Source organism: Pseudarcicella hirudinis (assembly GCF_900115665.1).
In the GTDB taxonomy this organism is placed as follows: domain Bacteria; phylum Bacteroidota; class Bacteroidia; order Cytophagales; family Spirosomataceae; genus Pseudarcicella; species Pseudarcicella hirudinis.
In genome coordinates this window covers 369,802-389,313 of record NZ_FOXH01000005.1, presented here as the reverse complement: position 1 = coordinate 389,313, position 19,512 = coordinate 369,802, and the positions used below count along the sequence as shown (strand labels likewise).

13 protein-coding genes are annotated in these 19,512 nt (G+C 38.1%); all 13 read left to right on the top strand.

The features are described 5' to 3' along the window. Window positions 1-95: 95 nt before the first annotated feature. The 13 genes from BM179_RS11665 (at window position 96) to BM179_RS11605 (ending at window position 19,481) form a co-directional block, all read left to right on the top strand. Window positions 96-1,106: a hypothetical protein gene (locus BM179_RS11665; protein ID WP_143095210.1), complete on the top strand. Its 1,011-nt coding sequence runs from the start codon at window positions 96-98 to the stop codon at window positions 1,104-1,106. Then, the gene (locus tag BM179_RS11660; RefSeq protein ID WP_092016949.1) at window positions 1,103-1,573 is read left to right on the top strand and encodes a hypothetical protein; all 471 of its coding nucleotides are present in this window, start codon (window positions 1,103-1,105) and stop codon (window positions 1,571-1,573) included. Before BM179_RS11665 ends, BM179_RS11660 begins: the two co-directional genes overlap by 4 nt. Continuing rightward, complete coding sequence (locus BM179_RS11655; RefSeq protein ID WP_092016947.1) at window positions 1,570-2,061, top strand: hypothetical protein; 492 nt, start codon at window positions 1,570-1,572, stop codon at window positions 2,059-2,061. Before BM179_RS11660 ends, BM179_RS11655 begins: the two co-directional genes overlap by 4 nt. 1 nt (window position 2,062) lies before the next feature. Continuing rightward, window positions 2,063-2,293: a DUF6965 family protein gene (locus BM179_RS11650; RefSeq protein WP_092016945.1), complete on the top strand. Its 231-nt coding sequence runs from the start codon at window positions 2,063-2,065 to the stop codon at window positions 2,291-2,293. 55 nt (window positions 2,294-2,348) lie between these two features. Then, window positions 2,349-3,155, top strand: coding sequence for a hypothetical protein (locus tag BM179_RS11645; protein WP_092016943.1), 807 nt, complete (start codon window positions 2,349-2,351; stop codon window positions 3,153-3,155). 58 nt (window positions 3,156-3,213) lie between these two features. Beyond that, window positions 3,214-8,682: a tape measure protein gene (locus BM179_RS11640; protein WP_092016941.1), complete on the top strand. Its 5,469-nt coding sequence runs from the start codon at window positions 3,214-3,216 to the stop codon at window positions 8,680-8,682. A gap of 5 nt (window positions 8,683-8,687) precedes the next feature. Continuing rightward, window positions 8,688-8,918 carry a hypothetical protein gene (locus tag BM179_RS11635; protein ID WP_092016939.1) on the top strand — a complete coding sequence of 77 codons (231 nt, stop codon included), beginning with the start codon at window positions 8,688-8,690 and terminating at the stop codon, window positions 8,916-8,918. Continuing rightward, window positions 8,915-10,822 (top strand): hypothetical protein, encoded by a 1,908-nt coding sequence (locus BM179_RS11630; RefSeq protein WP_092016937.1) that lies wholly within the window; start codon window positions 8,915-8,917, stop codon window positions 10,820-10,822. The genes BM179_RS11635 and BM179_RS11630 overlap by 4 nt, the downstream gene beginning before the upstream one ends. A gap of 27 nt (window positions 10,823-10,849) precedes the next feature. Further along, window positions 10,850-13,168: a hypothetical protein gene (locus BM179_RS11625; protein WP_092016936.1), complete on the top strand. Its 2,319-nt coding sequence runs from the start codon at window positions 10,850-10,852 to the stop codon at window positions 13,166-13,168. 3 nt (window positions 13,169-13,171) lie between these two features. Beyond that, the gene (locus tag BM179_RS11620) at window positions 13,172-17,221 is read left to right on the top strand and encodes a hypothetical protein (RefSeq protein WP_092016934.1); all 4,050 of its coding nucleotides are present in this window, start codon (window positions 13,172-13,174) and stop codon (window positions 17,219-17,221) included. Continuing rightward, entirely contained in the window at window positions 17,221-18,156 is a 936-nt protein-coding gene (locus BM179_RS11615; protein WP_092016932.1) for a hypothetical protein, read from the top strand. The genes BM179_RS11620 and BM179_RS11615 overlap by 1 nt, the downstream gene beginning before the upstream one ends. 69 nt (window positions 18,157-18,225) lie before the next feature. Continuing rightward, entirely contained in the window at window positions 18,226-18,525 is a 300-nt protein-coding gene (locus tag BM179_RS11610; RefSeq protein ID WP_092016930.1) for a hypothetical protein, read from the top strand. A 23-nt stretch (window positions 18,526-18,548) separates the two neighbouring features. Then, a complete protein-coding gene (locus BM179_RS11605; RefSeq protein WP_092016928.1) occupies window positions 18,549-19,481 on the top strand; it encodes a hypothetical protein in 933 nt (310 codons plus the stop codon). Window positions 19,482-19,512 lie beyond the last annotated feature (31 nt).

Genomic DNA, 19,512 nt, shown 5'->3' with positions numbered 1-19,512 from the left:
CTTCTGTATTCATCTTACAATAAATGCAAACAATTAACAAAGTGCAGTATTCAATGCAGGATTGCCAAGGCTGGCAGAACTTTAAAGGGTAGAACATGACGAATCCATTTAACCTCGTAGTATTTTTGAAAGACACAATGCCTGATACGGGAAATATCCGGATAAATTCAATCATCAATACCGCCTCATCCGACATTGCAGGATCAATAGATGACAGTAGAACACTTCAGCAAGTCTGGGATGACATAAAAAATGTCGCTTTGTCAGACTTGAAGTCTGATATTCTTGCCGGACTGCGGAAAAAGGCTAATTTCTTGGAAACTATAGCAACTCAGAATGTGAATATGGATGCAAGTATTCCAAATTATTCTGAATTAGGAAATTATGTAGGCTTGCAAATGCAAATGCCTTTTGATCTTCATACAGGTTTAAAGTTCAAAGAAATTCTTTTCGCTTCAGATGCGCCCGCAACAACTGAGGTCAAAATCTGGGATTTGTTTACAGGCGAAAGTTTGTATGAAAAACTAGACGTTGAGGTTCGAAAGGGTTTTAACAAAATTGACATTCCCTTTGAAAAGCTTGTCGACTTTGGAGGGCTTCACATTTTCGTTGCAATCAAAAACATAGGCTTCGGTATTGCTCCGATTTGTCAATCATGGAGCTTGAACGGAATATATGCCGCTCCAATAATTGGATTCAGCCCATTTATGCGAATCAATCAAACGTTATGGGGTGGCGCTCAGATTGGATTGGATGCCGAAAAGGTTCAGTCAAATATCCAGTACGATCAAGAAAGAATATTTGTCCGCTTCAGTACAGTTGCCAGTATAGACAGTATTATTTCTTCCTATGTAGATTATCTATCAGATGCTTATTCCTACAAATGCTCAATTCTTATCAAAGAGCTATTGATGAATTCAAAGCGAGCCGGAAGGGGTATGGTGTACAGGGATGATACCAGAATGGAAATTGAGGACCTGAAGAAAAAATATTATTCAAAACTTGCCCAAGGTATCACAACTATCTATTTGAATATTCAAGACACAAAGATAATCAAGTCTAATCCGGAAACTCAGGCAGGTTATTATATGGGTTCATTCGTATGATAAACGTATTGAAGATAGATAACGCTGCAACAATTGACTTAACTCAGTCAATTCAATTTGTTCCAAGCCAGATTGAAAAAGGTTTGGGTTTGGCGGGCTATTCTATTGTAAGGCAAGTTATAGACCGGATTCAAAATAGGGGGGAATCAACCGGAGGGTTGAAACTTGACACTTATGCACTTGAAAGGGATGGGCGCTATTCAGCACCATACGGCCGGAAGCGTAGGGCATTAGGGCTAAGGACTGATTTAGTTAATCTCACAGTAACGGGTGATTTGGTTAATGATTATAAGGTCCTGGATAACTCTTATGAACTGGTAACGGTTGGATTTGGCGAAAACGATACAGCCGATATTGCGGAATATCAGGAGGCATATTACGGAGATGAGATATTTGACCCTTCAGATATTGAGATTGATGAAGCTATAAATGAATTAGAGGGATACATTTTAACTATTTTGCCATGAACACTGAACAAATTATACTTCAAATCAATCAGTCAATAATAAACAGGCTTCCTGTTATTGGGTGCGACCCGACAACCTGGAATGTACAAGCCAATGGATTATTGAAATTTGTTTGGAATTCGGCAGATAAACAAAATATGCTGAGACTTGATTCAGGTGACTGGCTTGTCAGGGATGATAATTTTGATTTGCAGTTTTGTCACCTCATAGAATCAGGTATCGCAAACAACGAAACCGACTTTCAAGCTGAAAAGCGAGTTCATCTTGAAAAATCATGTATTTTGGTAGGTGTGTGTAAAACAAAGCTATTTGAAGAACAGGTAATCAGAGTATTTCAAAATATTGAAAACACTCAGGTAGAATCTTTTAGTACAAGCACTCAAGAGTTGCTAAGAAAGTATTGGATTGTTGATTCAAGGACATCAAGCCTCGGTTTCAACGATTGGGCTTTTGCAATAAAATACAAAATGATTGTAAGATTAGACTAACATGACAGAGATACAAGCAAAACAAAAAATTCAAGAGCTGATTGAATGGGTTGAGGGTTTAGATATTTCCTATATCCCTCTTCCGGTAGAATTAGATAAAGGTGTAACCGTTTTAGACTTGAAAACATTTGTTTACGCCAACTTAACAAGGCTGAAAAATGGAAAATTCAATTCTCAATGTACCTACGCAAGTTTTAACTTATTAACTCAGCTCAGAAGTTATGTTCAATAATTTTTTTGCTAAATCAATATTCCAAAATTGATATATTAGAATATAAAAAATCAACATGAAACTACCATTTTTCAATAAGACTGAAAAAACAAAGAATGCTCCGGAGTCATTTGTTCATCCAAATTTCAAGAAACATCTTGAATTGGGGAATCTTGAGATTGTGCAAGATGAATTTGGTCAACCTTTTATCCATCAGGGTAAAAAGTATTATCAATTCAAAAATGGAGGCGAAAAGCTTACCCAATCCCGGTTATTCGCATTTCAAGATGTGATGGAAGAAAGCAACCGGTTTGTTGTTAAGAAAGAGGAACTTTTAAACTCCCTCAACATTCTTGCAGGTTTCTTTCAAAGAATTATTGTCAACTCTTCTAATCCTGAACAAATAATAAATCTCGCAACTCAGGGAGGATTTAAAATAGAAGGCCTTAAAGGCCGGATAAATATTGGAGTTGCTGCTGAAATGGTTCTGGATGTATCTGCAATATGGTTTATTACCGAAGCCGAAGACCCGGAAACAAATGATGTAAGCATCAATAAGGAAAAGGTAGATTCGTGGAGACCATATCCGGAGCTGACAGATTTTTTTTTGCGTCTGGCTGGCGTAGTATGGAACGCATTTCCAACCTTATTAGACACCTCTTTCCTGAGTTCTATAGTGGATCTGAACCTAGCGGAGATGCTTCAAACGAAATTGATGTTGGCTATGCCCGAATACTACGGGATATCAGCAGAACAAGCTATCTCTTTAAAGTTGCGGATGGAGATATTGAAACAACGGAACGACTTATGCGACTACCTGCATACGATTTCCACAAATTTATCAGAGCTGAGGTCGAGCGAAGAACAGAGCAGCGAAAGTTAAAACAATCTGAAAAGTTAGAGTAATTATCCAGATTTCATTAGTTAAAAGAAGGGAAGAGGTGGCAGAGAAAAAGACTAGATATACAATAGAGGCGGTATCGAACCTTAATACGGTTGTAGTTGACCTGAGCCAAATTATTGAGCTACAAAAATTACAAGTTGAGGTTACAAGAGACAGCTCCGGTAAAATAATTGCGGCTATAAACGAGCAAAAGGCTGCATACGATAAGTTAAGGGCTGCCCAAAAGGAAGCTACTCTTTCCGCTTCGCAAGAAGCGAGGGTTTTAACTACTCAGCAGATTGAACAGGCTCGTTTAAGTTCAAAGACTCAGATTGAAGAGCAGAGAAGAATAACACAAGAATCTGCTGTTAGCACTCAATCGCAAATAACTAATGCAAGGGTTCTGGCAGACCAAAAGATCCAGGAGGCACGCAGAACAACCGCTCAGGTTTCAGCAGAATCCAAAGCCTTAGCAGACCAACAAGTTATTGAAGCCCGTAAAGCCGCTACATTAGAAGCTATTGAAGCAAGAACATCGGCCAAAGAAAGGATTCTTGCGCTTCGCCAAACCGGAGAATCTGTAGATACTTTGGGAGACAAATTAAGCGGTCTTGCAAAATTGGCAGCAGCAGCCTTCAGCATTCAACAAGCACGACAATTCACTAACGAGGTGATTGATGCAAAAACCAAGATAGATGTTTTTCAGCAAGCGCTTTTATCCATGGTTGACAACAAGTTGTTGACAGACAAAATAAATGCCGACTTGATCCAGATGGCCTTGAAATCTCCTTTTGAGGTAGAGGAATTGTTTCAAACAACTCTAAAGCTTAAAGCGATGGGCGTTGAGACAAATAACCTCATTCCTTATATGGAGGCATTGGGCAATATGGCGGCACTTGTTGGAAAAGACCGGCTACCGCTTATAGCCAAGGCGATGACTGATGTTCAGAATAAAAATACATTAATGGCTCAGGAGATAAGGCAATTCACCGACAACGGAATACCGCTTTATGATCTTCTTGCTAAGTCTATGAATAAGACAAAAGACGAGGTAATATCACTTGCCGAAACACATCAAATCAAATTTAAGGATGTTGAGCAGGCAATTTTACAGGCATCGCAAAAAGGGGGGCTTTATTATAACCAGATGGTTATTCAGGCAAACTCTTTAGGCGGGGCGCAATCAAATTTAGCTGATAAGTTTTTTGTTGCAAAAGGAAAAATAGGTGATTACTTCGAAAATACAATAAAGTCTGGTATAAGCTCCGCAAGCAAATTAATAGAAGTTACAATAGGGTCCGAAACGGCTATAGGCAGGTTGATTGACATTGTAAAGTCTGCTACCGCTGCATTTGTAACTTATCAAGTTGCCGTAAATGGCGCAAAGCTTGCAGAAGAAGCGGCAGCTATTGCTTCGGGTGCTTGGAACTTGGTTAAGAAAGCCGGATTGGTTATTCAGGGTGAATGGATACTTGCAACTTCAACATCAACTTTCTTGCTTGGTGCTTATACGGCTGAACAGGAAGCTGCAATAATTGCTGCAAGAACATTTAATACAACACTTGCCAGTAACCCGTTCACATTGGTTGCCGTTGCGCTTGGCACATTGGTTGCCGGATATTATGCTTATAAAGCTTCAGTTGCCGATGTAGTTGACCTTAACGGTCAGGAAACTCAGGCTATAATAAAGCAAGAAGTTGCACTAAAAAGTTTGGTGTCTCAGGCTATAAATGCAAAAGTCGGAACAGACGAAAGAACATCGGCTATTCAACGCCTTCAGAAAGAATATCCTTCGTTGTTGGGGAACATTGATTCTGAAAAGATTACCAACAAGCAACTTGAAGGTATCTTGATTGGGGTTAATACACAATTTGAACGCAAAATACGGCTTTCGGTCGCCTCAGCCAAAGCGGAAAGCCTTGCACAGCAAGCGCAAGAGATAGAAACAAAGAGATATGAAGTTTTGCTTGCCCTTCGTCAGCAAAATGAGGCATTGTCTGAAAAGTATATTTCAGATGCTGAGTTTATTAAGAAGGTTCAAGAGTCTTTGCCACGTGGTTCGGTTGTTATCGGTGAACAGGGAGAGCAAATGACCCTAACTTCAAACTCAAAAAAATTACAAAGTTACCAGGCGCTTACATCCGAGGTTACGCGGATGTACTCAGAAATTGAGAAAGCAAGTACGAGGGCTTCTAATATCCAGAAAGAGAACAACAAATCTGAATTAGATGACCTGAAAGCGAGATTAGCTCAAAAGTTAATTACAAAAGAACAGTACGACAAAGCAATTGAGCAACTTGGATTAACAGCTAAGAACAAAACAATTCTTAGTGAAAACGAACTAGCTGCTTTGGCATACAAGACCGACAAAGATATTACAAAGGCAAAGAAAGACGAATTGCAGAAGCGTGCCGAGGCTGAAATAAAAGCCGTTAATGAAAGTAATCTGACTCATGACCAAGCTGCTGCTAAAATAAAGTCTATAAACCTTCAGTTGGGAAAAGACCTTGAGGCACTTGATGCCAAAGTAAAAGAGAAAAAAGCTCTAAATGTCAATGAGGTAAAGGAAATTGAACTTTCAACACTTTCCGATACTGTCGCAAACAAGAAAAAGATACTTGACAATCAGGCAAAACAGGAAATCGCAGACATTAATAAAAATGTCAAGAATAAAGCCGATGCCGAGAAGCTGATTTTAAAGGTTTATGAAGATTTGGCAAATGCCAAGACCAAACTTGATAAAGATGCGTTCCAGAACGCTTTTATATTGAATGGCAAAGAGATTGAATTGATAAAATCTCATAGCGACTTTGAAGTAATTACAAGAAATTATACCGCTAAAGAGTTGCTTAAAATCGAAGAAAGTAATTCGAAGCTGGTTGAAAACCTTCGTGAAGCACAAGCAAAAGCTGAAGACGCAAGGCGGGTTATTGAAAAAATGTCAGCTGCAAAAACTGCTTCTGAAAAATTTGAAATTGTTCTTGAATACGGCCGGAAAACATCGGATGAAATGATGGCTCAGGAGGTAAAGAGACTTGATGAACAAAGGAAATATCTCAGAATGCAGGTTGATTTGTACGCTACAATATTTGGTACCAATTCAAAGGCATATCAGGACCTTAACTCTAAACTGCTAAAGATTGATGCAGATTATTATAAAGCGAAAGGTTCTTTAGACCAGAAGGCAAGTACGGAGTTGTTAAAAATCTGGTCTCAGGAAGAAACATTAAGACGGAAGAATCTTTCAGATACACTTAAAACTGTTACTGATACCTTCAAAAATATGACCTCGGTACAGGACAAGTTTTTAGACACAACAATTAGTAGCTTCCGGGAAAGCTACAAACAACAAGTTGATTTGCTTGCCGACAACACAAAAGCAAAGATTGAATTGCTTAAAAAATATCAGAGCAAAGAGGAAGAATTGATATATGGAGCGAATCAGCTAAGAAATTACGCCTCTTTCTTTTCATCTCTAATAACTCAGTATGAGAAATTCAATCAGCAAAGGTTCCAGATTCAGGATACATATAACAACAAAATTGCCAGTATCCAAAATGAACTAAATTCAGGTATAATATCCGGCGAAGAAGCGACCTCCAAAAAAAGAGAAGCAGGTCTTACTAAATCATTATCGGTAATTTCTTCTGTTACGCAAGGTGTTGTTTCGCTCGTATCTTCTGTAATAGATGCCGGGTATAAGGCCGACCTTGATAAACTGGAAAGGCAAAAGCAAAATATCCAGCAATTTTATTCTTACCAGGAAGATTTGATAAAGAAAGATTATGACAATTATATTTCAGCTATACAGGCAAGAGATAAAGCCAAAATTGACTCAATAGATGCTATAGAAAAGGCAGAGCTTGATAGCTTGAATAAATTAGAAGATCAAAAGGTTGCTATTATTTCAGCAAAATCAGCTGAACAATTAGATACCATAAAACGGAATCTTGATGATACTCAAACTGAACGTCAACGGAAATATGAAGATGATGTTACCAAGTCTCAGCAAGCCGAAGAGGACAAGCTAGCCGATCTCAAGAAAAAACTTGAATCCGGGCTAATAACCCAGGATGAATACGATGCTCAGGAAACTGAGATTAAGAGATCCGGAGATGCTGAGCGTACTGCCTTGAAAAGAACATTTGAAGACGATCAGACCAAACTTCAAAGAGATTACGAAGCTCAAAGAACACAGATTCAGCAAGATGCTGAAAATGAAAAATTGAGAATACATGAAGAAGCCGAGAAGCAAAAAACTGAAATATCTGCCAAGTATGAAGCCCAGAGGACTGCAATAACACAGCAAGGTATAAATGATAAGAATGCAGCGGATGCGGCTTATAGTTCCAGTATGTTAGCATTAAAACAGCAGGAATTACAGCAAATTGATGCCATTGAAAAGCAAAAATTTGAAATCAATAAAGCTCAGGCTAAAGCTCAGATTATACAACAGATGATTCTTGGCGAAGCTGCTTTACTCCCTTTGTATGCTAACCCTGTAACATTGCCATTTGCTATAGCTGGTGCTATTGCTATAGCTACAGCAGGAGGTATTTTATTATCCAATATCTCTGACACCTCATACCATTCTGCATTAAGTGGGGATTGGTCGGCTGGAGTGAATCCCGGAAAATCAGGAGGAGTTGGACCCGGTGGTGAACGTGCCTCTGATTGGTTTAATTTAAGCGAAGGTGAAAAGACAAAAAGATACCTTGCTTATCTGACAGCCAAAGAAGGAAACATCAACGGGAATACCGAAGAAAAGCAAAATAAATATTACGAAGATATGACCGTTGCCGCCTACAAAGATTTATGGCAACATGACGGGAAATCAGCTATGCAAAGATATTTGGCTGATAGCCCTGGTGAAACAGAAGGCGAAGTTCTTAAATTAAATCCAAATGCTCCATTTACACCGGGAGGAACTAAAGCTTCTCAACCGAAGCAGAAAGGTGCAGACGGACATGAGATGCCGATTGATGAATTTGCCTATGGCTTACAAAGGCTACCTGTATATGATTGGCTAGTTATTGCACCAAGCGGTGGCAAGGGGTGGCGAGTGAAGCCAAGAACAGAAGCATGGTTTAACCAAGGAACTGAGTATGTAGATTTGGATAACAGATATCCTACCGGAAAAGATAATGTTCCTGCTTATTATCAACCTTCAGGTGAAATAATGGCTATAGACAGAGGGGAAAGGATTATTCCGGCTTATTTGAATGACAAGCTTAGGGGAGTTTCAAATAAAGATTTGGTTGATGGTTTTGAATATTTCAAGACAATCAAGGCCGGATTACCAAAGTTAGTTGAAAGTATGTCGATGAATTATCAAATGTCTTTCCCGGATATGCCTTCTGATATCAAGGATGACAGAACATTAAATGCTATTCTTAAGCTTACCGACACACTTGATAAAAAGAAAATGTTGTCTGTTAACATAGATGGCAAAAAAGTAACGCTTGATGAAATAGGCGCAGGCTATAAGTCAAGATATCTGGAAAATATTTATAACCGGAAAATTTAATAAAAATGGCAAGGCGAAATCAGAAAATAGAACAAACACCGGTAGTTATCGTATTAAATGTTGCTGAATATGAAGCTACCATGAACACCATAATTGCCTTAAAAAACGAGCTGCTTAGGGTTAAGGGTCAAGGCGCTGATATAAAAGACGGTGTTGTTGGTTTGGGTTCAAGAGCAGTTCGTTCTATGTCAGATCAATTGAAGAAATATCAAGATTACTTTAAAGGTGTCAAATGAGGTTTATCTTAGGAAATAACGAAGTTATTCAGCCATCCGGAATGGCTGATTTAACTATGGAAAAAATACGAGACAAAAAACTCTTTGGTTTTATCCGGAAGGAAATGGCATATGTCAAAGATATTGGCGAAGTTGGGTTTTATCAGCAGCAGGCTATAGACATTTTGCAAAATGCCTATGACTCTAAAGGTATTGATGCTGAATTGGATTTTGCTGTAGAGGATGACGAGGGTAATACTTTATTTTCGAGCGAAATAGACTTTTCCAATTTTAGAGAAGACGGAAGAAATTTCTTTGCTAATTTTCGGGATAAAAACGGAGTGATTGAATTTGACAGCCAAAGGACTGTTAATGTTGCATTAAATCAGACCAGTTCCATATTTATTCCTTCTCAAAGAATATTTACTGGCATAAGCCATCAATTTGAAGATGCTAGCAGAATTGTAGAATTGAGCAAAAATGGGGTTTTCTTAGACGCTAGCCATACGTTCCCGCTAAAGGTAAAGGTAAAAGATTCAATTGGCAAAGGAACTGGATTAAGTATAACAGATCCTTACAAGCAAGAACCAATCTGGCTTAATACAGCAGGCGAAACTAAGATTGTCAGGGTTGGTGCAAAATTGGATTGTAATATTCGAATTGATTCTTTTGCTAATGTCGTTGCTACTCCTGTATTAAGGGTATTCGACCAAGGAAACACAAAGATTATTGAACGGACTCTGGCACCTTTACCAATAGTTACCAATACTGTAATGTCAAAGTCTTTTAATATTGATGAAACAGTAAGTGTACCTATATTGGGATACATTCAGTTAGTGCTGAATGTTAGCTATTCATCTACATCGGGGTCTTATTATAAATTTGAATACTTAACATCAAGCTTTCTTTCTATAGAAGAAGATGTTCAGATTCAGGGTAGCGATTGCCGTTGCATACCGGTATATGATGCCTTTAGTCAGATTGTGAATACAATTTCACAGGGGAAATTAGAGCTAAGCTCATCACATCTACAAAAGTCCGGTTGGATACTCACATCAGGATTAAATTTAAGAGGAGAAAGCGCTGTAATTAACACAAGCTTTGACCAGCTTTTTGAAGATATTCAAAAACTTGAATGCCTTAAAGCTGCAATAGATGGCAATAAATTGATTATTGAACCATACGGTAAAATGTTGTCAAGTATAGGGATGCAGATAAGCAATGAAAGCCTTATCAATAAAATGCCTTTCACAGATTTGCTTTATAACGAGATAAAAGCCGGGTGCAGTAATTGGAAGTCTGATACTCCATCCGGCAATGAAGAGGTCAACGCTATTGCAACTTATACAACTGGCATAAAAAAGATAAAACAGTCTTGTGATTTGGTTTTGAAAAATATTAGCACCTCAAGCCGACTTATTGAGGTTACAAGAAGAATGCAGTATAATCAAGAAACCTCAAATGCTAAGACTGATACTAAGAATGACAATACGTTATTCCTGATTGATAGTGATAGCAAGTCGGCTATTGTAGGGCCTTATGGATTAAACGAATTAGCAAGCCCTTATGAGATTCTAAAAAAATGGTCATATGTACTTGCCAATAATTTATCATTGTCATTTTCAACCCAAGAGGGAAATACTAATATTGTACCAGGTAGCGATTTAATTCAGCTTAAAGAAGGGGCTTTCACTAATAGAATGGTGATAATTGAGGCACCAGAACATGCTTCAACATATATTAACACCGAAGATGTGATAAGCTTTGTAGAAGGGGATAGCCTTCAAAGAGTTTTAGTGACCGAAATGTCTTACAGATGGGGGGGGGATAATAAGTTGATTATTCACGGTTATATTTTGAATGATAATTTCAAATTTATTGATAGCGATTATAATTATTCAAGAAAAGTAAGAGGCATCTTATAACAACTATAGTGCAAAAGATAGAGGGGTATGAAAAATGAGTTTTGGAGTTTTGTCAAGTTTGGCAAGGCAGATAATGCTAATAACTTTAACAGGATTAACCAGTCATATGCTGCGCTTCCGGTCAAATCAAAAGATTTTTGGCGGTTTTTGATTCCGCAATCCGACTTTATGGGCGAATCGGTTGATAATCTTGAGATAGTCCTTCTTAACAACAAAAATGAAACTGAATTTGTTGTAGGCAAAGTTCGCAGGCAATATTGCGAGGATTATTGCGAATTTAAAATTATCGTAAACAGCCTTCCTGATGGTATTACGCATAGACAGTTTGGCTTAACACGTTCAAATGGGCAAATAGTTCTTGGTACATTCAAGGACGATAATACCAACCTGAAAGCTTATATTGATGGAATTGTCAAGCTGTATGAATCATATGGCTTTGCTCCGGTTTCATGCTATGTAGAAGGCGCAATCATTACAGTTAGAGTATTTAACAGCCCTCAATTCTCATTAATAGACGAGCAGTTAACTGTTGGCATAGGCTCAGTTACAGAAAAAAACGAGAACTTTCCATCGTTTCAAAAAAGGTTTATCCAATCGCTTACTATACCAGCAGTAGATCAGTATGACCTGGTAGTAAAACAATTATTTGAAGGAAATATAATCACGCTTCAGGGGCAAAGGCATGTCGTTAAGACCGGAGACACTTTGTTAAGTGTTAAAAAGGCTCTTTTGAATGGAGCAGATAGGCTTACGGTTCCGGCGGGGGCAACAGTAAGTTTATTGCTTGAAAATGGTAAAACTATTCAAGACAATAGCATAAAACCAAGAGTGGTTGCAAATTATATTTCAAACTCATCAGGTCAGGATAAATATTTAATCTCGGTTCAAAGTGATTTTGAGCCGGGAAATATAATAACTGTTACTGCTGACTCCAAAGCTCCAATAAGCTATACTGTTGTTTCAGGAGATACACAAGCCAATATAGAATCTAACTTTAATACAACATCTGGATATTATTCCGTAAATGCCGGAGTTGTTCCGGTTGTAAGTGTTGCATTTGGAACACAGGAATTTAACAATTCATCGGCACCTAATGTTTATTTGACAAATAAGATTGCTATTGCTGCAACCAATGTGGATAGATATGGAATTTATATTGGAGATGATGTCTCAGAAGGCAATATTTTCACCTTGCAGGATAAAACATATATCGCTCAGGCAGGAGATAAAAGCAGCGATATAGCTTCATATTTCGGACAATCAAGCACTTATTTCACATTCGATGTTCCTACCGGAACTCAGGTAGCCTGCTATTCATTACCAGGGAATAAATGGGGGTCTGGAAATATTGCAGATGTGAGAATAATACAGCAACCGACAAACAGAAAAAGTCAACATATAGTAGCGGAAGTCAATTTTCCAGATTTGCCATCAAAGCAATTTCAACTTGCGCTAAGAAATAAAAACTTTCAGCAAATTATAGCCGTTGGCAATTTTGTTTCACCAACATTTGATTCCAATGGAAGTTTAATGGTTGAATATAGTGACACAGGAAAAGTATTTTCATATGAATATTATGAAGATGGGCTTACGCAAATTATAAGACTTCCTTTGTTTTTAAATTATCCTACTCAGTTTGTTCAGGAAACAAAAACGGTGCTTTTGAACGGAGGTTTTGAAAGAACTGAAACATCTATTAATGAAAACCAAAGCTTATCAGTAACAGGTAAGCCTTCCAGTTTTCACAGGGCAATGTCTCTTGCGCTAAAACACTCATTTTTAAATATTTCGGGTGAAAGATATTATCATGAAGGCGATTGGACAACTAATCAATCTGTTTCGGGAATAGACCTTTTTTCTGGAAATGGAATGCTAAAAAGATACTATTCAGAAAAAAACAATCGCAAGTTGTATTTGCTAACTGGCTCATTATCAAATGGATTTTCAAAAATACTGCTTCAAAGTGATGTTTTTGGGTTCAGGCTATTGGTTAAAACGGATAATTTTGTTAGAGTACTCTCTGAGGAATTGATTATTCCGGCAAATGAGTACAAGCTAGAGTTCTATACGGGAGCTGACGATGTGAAGTTGGATGTGTATGAAGATGGTTCGCTCCTGAGAACTCTACTGATTAGATCAAAAAGTAAAAGCTTAATTAATGGTTTTATAAGGTTCTATTCCGGTAAAGAATATCAGATTGTCGCTACTCGTACAGTGATTACGGTTATAACAACTGAACAGTTATCGTTAAATGAATTAGGTGGTTCTGCAATAGAATATAACTGTGAAAAGGTAGAAATACTACCGACCGTTGGGGGAATTGAGGGATTTGGTTATACAGACTAACACATGGCATCGAATATAAAGATTAAGCAGGGGGGAGGATATGCAATAGAGCCGGGAACGCTTGAATTCATTCTTAAGCCAGACACAAATGGAAGTACTTTACCTTCAGATTCTGAAGTACCAATAATCAATACAGATACTATCACATCTGTAGCACCAGGAAGATATTATATTTTCTGGCGGAATGCTGTTCCTGACGCATTTGGACAAAAATCGTGGTCAACAAATCAAATGGATTGGGTATGGATCAGACCAACATCTCCGCCGGATGTTGTAGTTCATATTTCTTGGACCGTTGCACAAGGCCCGCAAGGTATTCAAGGTATTCAGGGATTATCTACATATCAATTAGCTGTTCAGGAAGGGTATTCCGGCACTCAATCACAGTGGCTTTCTGAACAGGAGGCAAGTAGATTAGATGCTCTTAACTCTAAAAATGTTGCAACAACAAAGGCGTCTGAGGCTAGTGCATCGGCTGTTGTTGCCTCTGGTGCTGCAACAACTGCTACCACAAAAGCAACATCTGCCAGTATTTCAGAAGCAAATGCACATACAAGTGAAGTTAATGCTGCCGCTTCATTAGCTGCTCTTAATAATTCCGCACTGTTTATTGGTTCGTGGGATGCAAATGTAAATAATCCAGGATTAGGGAATAGCGGTTGGCCATCAGCTGGACGTTATTATATTGTTTCGGTTGCAGGAACACAGAATATTACAGGGTCTTCGATATCATTCTTAGTAAATGATTGGGTTGTTTCTAATGGCTCAGGTTGGTTCAGAATTCCTTTCGACACAAGTAATTTGGATGTAAAGTATAACATTTGGGATACTATAACAGCCACTTCAACTGGGCAAAATTCGAATGGCGGGGTATATAATGCTACGACAAATACTTTAACTGTTCCGGTCGGTCAAACTGGTATTGGCACTTATTTAAAAAAGGATCTTACCCTTACTTCGTATCCACAATATAAAACTGGACATAGACTAACTTTTTCTGTGATTATTACAGAATCAGTATCCGGACTTGCTACTCCTTCAATTTCATTCAACATGAATAAGACTACTACGGGGGGTAGTGTGAATAATGTTGGTACGAATATCTCAAGTGTCAGAATTAATGCAACAAAAGTCAGATATTCATTGGATTATACTGTAACAAGCATTGATACTGTACTATCTCCTTTTGTTCAAATAAAATCAGGAGGCGGAACAGCTTCAGGCACAGATTGGGTATTTACATGGGTAAGTATTTCGGCTATTGACAAAGATTTAGAAGTTGAAATAAATTCACATACGGATAAGTTCAACTCTCATACTTCTCTAATAACAACAAATTCAGCTGATATTGCTGCATTGAAAATTGCCGGTAAAGTTTATGATTCTTTAACAGTAACATCGGTTCCTACGACCGCAAACGGAGGTGTAATTTCGGGAGACAAAATAACTATTCCAGTAGGTAGTACAGGTTATACTACTGCTTTGCAAAAGAATATGTTGTTAACAAGCAGAACAGACTGGTCTGTAGGCAGTACAATAAGCTTTGCTATTATCATAAATGAATATTCCGATAATGCCTCAAATGGACTTATTGCCTTTAACCTTCATAAGAAATCTGGTTCTGTTTATGACTACAATAAAGGTGTAAATAAAGTTACGATGAGGCTTGATGCAAGAACTGTTCGTCTATCGCTTGATTATACTATAGAATCAGGTGTTACCGAACTTGATGTTTACCTTCAGGTTTCGAATCAAGTAGCTATTTCAGGCGCCGATGTTGTATTTGAATGGAAAGCATTTTGGTGTCTAAGTTCAACTAAGATTGTAACGGTAAATCCGCCCACAGATTTATTATCTCAGATAAATACCTTAGTTGCAAGCAAAGATTTAGCCATAGCAGATAAACTGTTATACTTTACTGCGACACCTACAGGATATTCAGGACAGGCACTCAATGGTGCATTATTGAGTGGGGCAAGATTGACCGTTCCAACAGGTCAATCCGGGAATACTGCATATGTTTCTTATGTATTACCAACTACAGCTTTTATTAATATTGCAGATATGGTTGGTAATTCAATTGTTATAATTTATAAAATTGCAACTTCTACAAACCTAACAACTATCCGTTCTGTTTCAAGTGGATTAAATGTAGTTAGGTCTGGTTCAACAGTAACAGGACAAGGCACAAACAAAACAATTACTGTACTTTCTCCAAATGTTTGCTTGGTTAGTGTTACTTACACCGTTCAAGCCGGAGATACCCAATTAACACCATTTATTCAATTGCCTACTGCCGCAGGGGTTGCTTCTGCAGATCAATATGTTGAGTTGCAAGATTTATTTTATACAATGTCAGCACCAATTGGATTTCCGACATTGAATGAATATGTTTTTAGCAAAATAGTAGGAAAGATTTCTACAGACTTAGCAGTTGTTACATCTCAAGTTGGTGCAATTGCCTCCGTAACTGTTACAAAAACTGTAAAGCCTGACGGAACAGGTGATTATTTGAGTCCTAAACTTGCCATGGATGCAATTACAGATTCATCTATAACTAAGAGATATGAAATAATCGTTTATCCGGGAACTTATACTGAGGTTGAGTGGACTGTAAAACCTTATTGTTATATCATAGGGACTAATCGATCAGCATGTTGGCTAAAAGGTGAATTACCAGATAGTGCTACCGATGCACAAATATCTGGAACATCAACTGTTTGGTTAAAGAAAACGGGTGAATTGAGAAACCTAACCATTACAATTAAAAACGGGAGATATGCAATTCATCAAGAAGACAGTGGAAACAATGCTGGAGAAAACCATGTAATATTTAATTGTCATGTAGAACATTATAGCAACCAAGGGGTAATTGACTACCGAGTTGCAAATAGCATTGCACCGGGTGCGCCATGGTCATCAACAAGACCAATTGGATTTGGTGCAGCCAGTGGACTTACTACTAAAACGGATAATTGCAACCTTGTTTCTCCAATAGAAGCATGGTATGTTCATAATAATGCTGATTTCACAAAGCCAAACATCAATATTGTTTCAAATAACCGATTGTCAAGAAGCGACTTTGGAAGAACATTAGTTACGCAATCGCTTGGATCTGGACAAGCGGATGTAGTATTAGTAAGCGGGTTGCAATTTAGCCCTGGCTTTATTCAGCACGATGATTCACCATGGATTTCACAATCCCCAATAAATCAGGTTGCTAATCATGCTGAATATAGAACAACCTTTTCTGAGTGTTCTGTCATTGGATATCAAGACAATACACGAGGGAGAGCATTGCGTATTACAAGTAATAGTACGGGTTCTGTTTCTAAAATTGTGGTTGGAGGTACAGCTCTAAATCAAATTTTAGGAACAAACTATCTTACAAAAGATGGTGGTGGTGGATTAAAGGGTTGTATAATAGGGTATTGGGATATAAGTGGCATATTGGTTGGATTATCAAATAATATTACGGTTAATAATACATTGGGAAGGCGTTTAGGTGATTGCTCATCTATTAATAAAACACTCACAATAAATGTGGATGGAGGAGCAACGCTAACGGTAACGTTTAACAAGGATTATACTGCAATGACAAATTCGGCAGTAATAGCAGAAATAAATACTGTTTTGGGTTCTTCGGCTATTGCAGATGAATATAATCCAGCATTGGATTATTATCCAGTTCAAATTGAAAAAGAGTTACAATTAATCAATAATGGAACTACTTATATTCCAAGATTTTCAGCAGTTTGCTATAATGGGTCAGCATTCACAATAAGAAATACTATTTCAACTGATTCCAATAGCGCATTTTTGGGAATATCGTTGGATAATATTTTGCCTGGTAAAAAAGGAAGGGTGCTTATTCAAGGTATTATGAGATATTCACAAATGCAGGGATTAACCGGGCTAAGCTCTGGAACTATTGTTTATGGATCTCAGATTTCTCTTCATGCTTCAGCTGTAGGCTCGTTTGAAGTCTCATCTGCAAAGCAGATAGGAAAGGGTATTGCAACAGACTGGACATACTTTAAATCAAATGCATAATGGCTATTTTAGCATACATAATTGACGGCTTCGAGAACCTAAGCACAACTGTTAAAGTTCAGTGTGCAGACGTTAATGGTACATCAATTAAGATTTATAGAGGACTGACTCTTATTGGATCCGGAACAACAACTTCCGGCATTTCAAATATTACTGTAGCTGAATTGCATTCAGGAGATGTTATAATTGCTTATGTTGGTGAGTATGGGGCAAGAACGGGTGGTCCGGTAACAGTTGTTGAAAGTCTTATTGTAAAAACTGGCTTTAAAACACCTAAGACGGTTCAGTTGCCCGATGGCTCAACGGAAAGTTATGAAGACTATTTGGCATCCGGAGGACAAGAGTTGCCCGATGTTTATGACCCTTCACATTGTTTAGGGAATACCCCAGACAGCGAAGCATTCATTTCATTAGGAAGTCAGCCAATTTCTTTTGATACCTTCGTTCTTGAGCAGGCTAACTTGGTTATTGTCCAAATCAAAAATATACAAGGCGTTAAAGGCTCACCTTTAATAAAATTTGATAGTGACGCTACCGGCTCAGCTACCACAAAAAACTATACAGCGGATCAGACTGTAAGTGTTATTGTTTATGACTCAGCAGATATGACAAGATTCAAAGAAAACATCTTTGATATTACTGTTCAGGTGGTTGTTACTCCACCTGGTTCAGCTATCTGGAATCAGTCATATGGCCTCACAACAGGCACAAGTCAAGGAAATATACTTAGCCTTCTTTGCAATTGTTTTTCACAACCGCAGATGAAAATGGACGGCTATAGTGAAGGCGCTACAGAGTGGTTTGATGGCGCAAGTAACAATGGTGTGACATGGGGTAGAAATTTTTTTGGTGTTCCATTTTCAAATGTTACGATACGTTGGAGGGTAAAATCTAATCCAACTGACACAGTTTCTATGACAGCAATTTTTTATTAGAATATTTTTTCATAATTTTATCACATTCTAATATATCAATTTTGGAATATGATATAAAAGGGCATCAAAATGGCAAAAGATACAAAAATTGGGCTTATCCTGGGAGTGGACACGAAAGAGGAGTTTGATAAGCCCGCAGTTATTCCAGAACCACTGGTCATGCTTGAAGAGGCTGGAACGGTGAGGTTGTCAGGCATTGACAAGGGTTCTGGATTAATTCATTTAGTTTGTGAGGGCTTAGAGGGCAAGAAAGTTATTGTGAGGGTGAATAACAAAGATTCGGGTGCCGGGATTGTGAAAGATGGCGTTTTGAGTGTAAAGGTTTCTGGATCTTTGTTAGGGGCGTATAGTTTAAATTTCATTTTTTAAAACCATAGAGACAGAAAGAGGAGATGGCACAATTTGGTTATTTTTTAGAAAACAGCTTTGGTGAAAATGCGAAATTGCGCAATTTTCCAACAGCAGCACAAAAAACACTAGGGGCATATATCGCCCTGGCATTTATAGACCCTTCAGTGGGTCTTAAAATAGGGGCAACTATTGATACTGTAGTTGTCACTGAATCAAATCTTGTATCTACAATCAAAACCTTAGCGCTTGCAGGCAAAGCATACTTTTTTGGAAAAGAAGCCATCAAAGGAACTGAAAACGAAGGTGACAACAAGCCGGAAGCTGAATCCTTTGGCCTTAATGCCGGACCTCAATTAACAGGATGGATTACCAAGACTGTAGCATTTACAGCAAACTATTTCTACGGAAATGAAGAGTTTTACAACCAGCTTTTAAACAATAAAGCTTTTGACATCTTCATGTTTACAAACAATTCTGTAGAATGTCTATTTGCTGATGAACACGGTATTGTTTATTCCGGAGTTGGAGCTCCAAAGGGAAATGTTGACCAGTCTATCAAAGGCAAGTTTTCGGTTATGTACCGTTCACAAGGCTTTATTTCTCCATTCTTTGGCATTGCAAATAATACCCTTACTGGATTGGATGTTAAATTCCTTTTCGCAAATCCAACTATCGGAGGAACAGGACTTACAGCGGATGCTTGCGCCAACGGGACTTACAAAAAGTTTACAAAAACAGTTGCTGGGGCTGCTACTTTAGCATTTGCTACCAATCCGGCCAACTCATGCTTGGAGTGGTTCATCTTTAATGAAAATGGTGAGGCAATTGAGGCAGGAGCTGGTACATTTGACAGTGTGACCAAAACTCTAACACTTCCGGCAACTATGGCAGTTGGCAGTTACAGATATCAAGTCATTTGCCAAAACACAACCGGTGTTACTGGCAGTCAACTTATTCAGGTTGACGTAAAATAGTGTGTTTGCACTAACGTGGTTATTCAAAAAT

Excerpts from the sequence above, each read along its gene's own strand:
- BM179_RS11665 (WP_143095210.1), top strand. The coding sequence starts at position 96 with ATGACGAATCCATTTAACCTCGTAGTATTTTTGAAAGACACAATGCCT.
- BM179_RS11660 (WP_092016949.1), top strand. The coding sequence starts at position 1,103 with ATGATAAACGTATTGAAGATAGATAACGCTGCAACAATTGACTTAACT.
- BM179_RS11655 (WP_092016947.1), top strand. The coding sequence starts at position 1,570 with ATGAACACTGAACAAATTATACTTCAAATCAATCAGTCAATAATAAAC.
- BM179_RS11650 (WP_092016945.1), top strand. The coding sequence starts at position 2,063 with ATGACAGAGATACAAGCAAAACAAAAAATTCAAGAGCTGATTGAATGG.
- BM179_RS11645 (WP_092016943.1), top strand. The coding sequence starts at position 2,349 with ATGAAACTACCATTTTTCAATAAGACTGAAAAAACAAAGAATGCTCCG.
- BM179_RS11635 (WP_092016939.1), top strand. The coding sequence starts at position 8,688 with ATGGCAAGGCGAAATCAGAAAATAGAACAAACACCGGTAGTTATCGTA.
- BM179_RS11630 (WP_092016937.1), top strand. The coding sequence starts at position 8,915 with ATGAGGTTTATCTTAGGAAATAACGAAGTTATTCAGCCATCCGGAATG.
- BM179_RS11625 (WP_092016936.1), top strand. The coding sequence starts at position 10,850 with ATGAAAAATGAGTTTTGGAGTTTTGTCAAGTTTGGCAAGGCAGATAAT.
- BM179_RS11620 (WP_092016934.1), top strand. The coding sequence starts at position 13,172 with ATGGCATCGAATATAAAGATTAAGCAGGGGGGAGGATATGCAATAGAG.
- BM179_RS11615 (WP_092016932.1), top strand. The coding sequence starts at position 17,221 with ATGGCTATTTTAGCATACATAATTGACGGCTTCGAGAACCTAAGCACA.
- BM179_RS11610 (WP_092016930.1), top strand. The coding sequence starts at position 18,226 with ATGGCAAAAGATACAAAAATTGGGCTTATCCTGGGAGTGGACACGAAA.
- BM179_RS11605 (WP_092016928.1), top strand. The coding sequence starts at position 18,549 with ATGGCACAATTTGGTTATTTTTTAGAAAACAGCTTTGGTGAAAATGCG.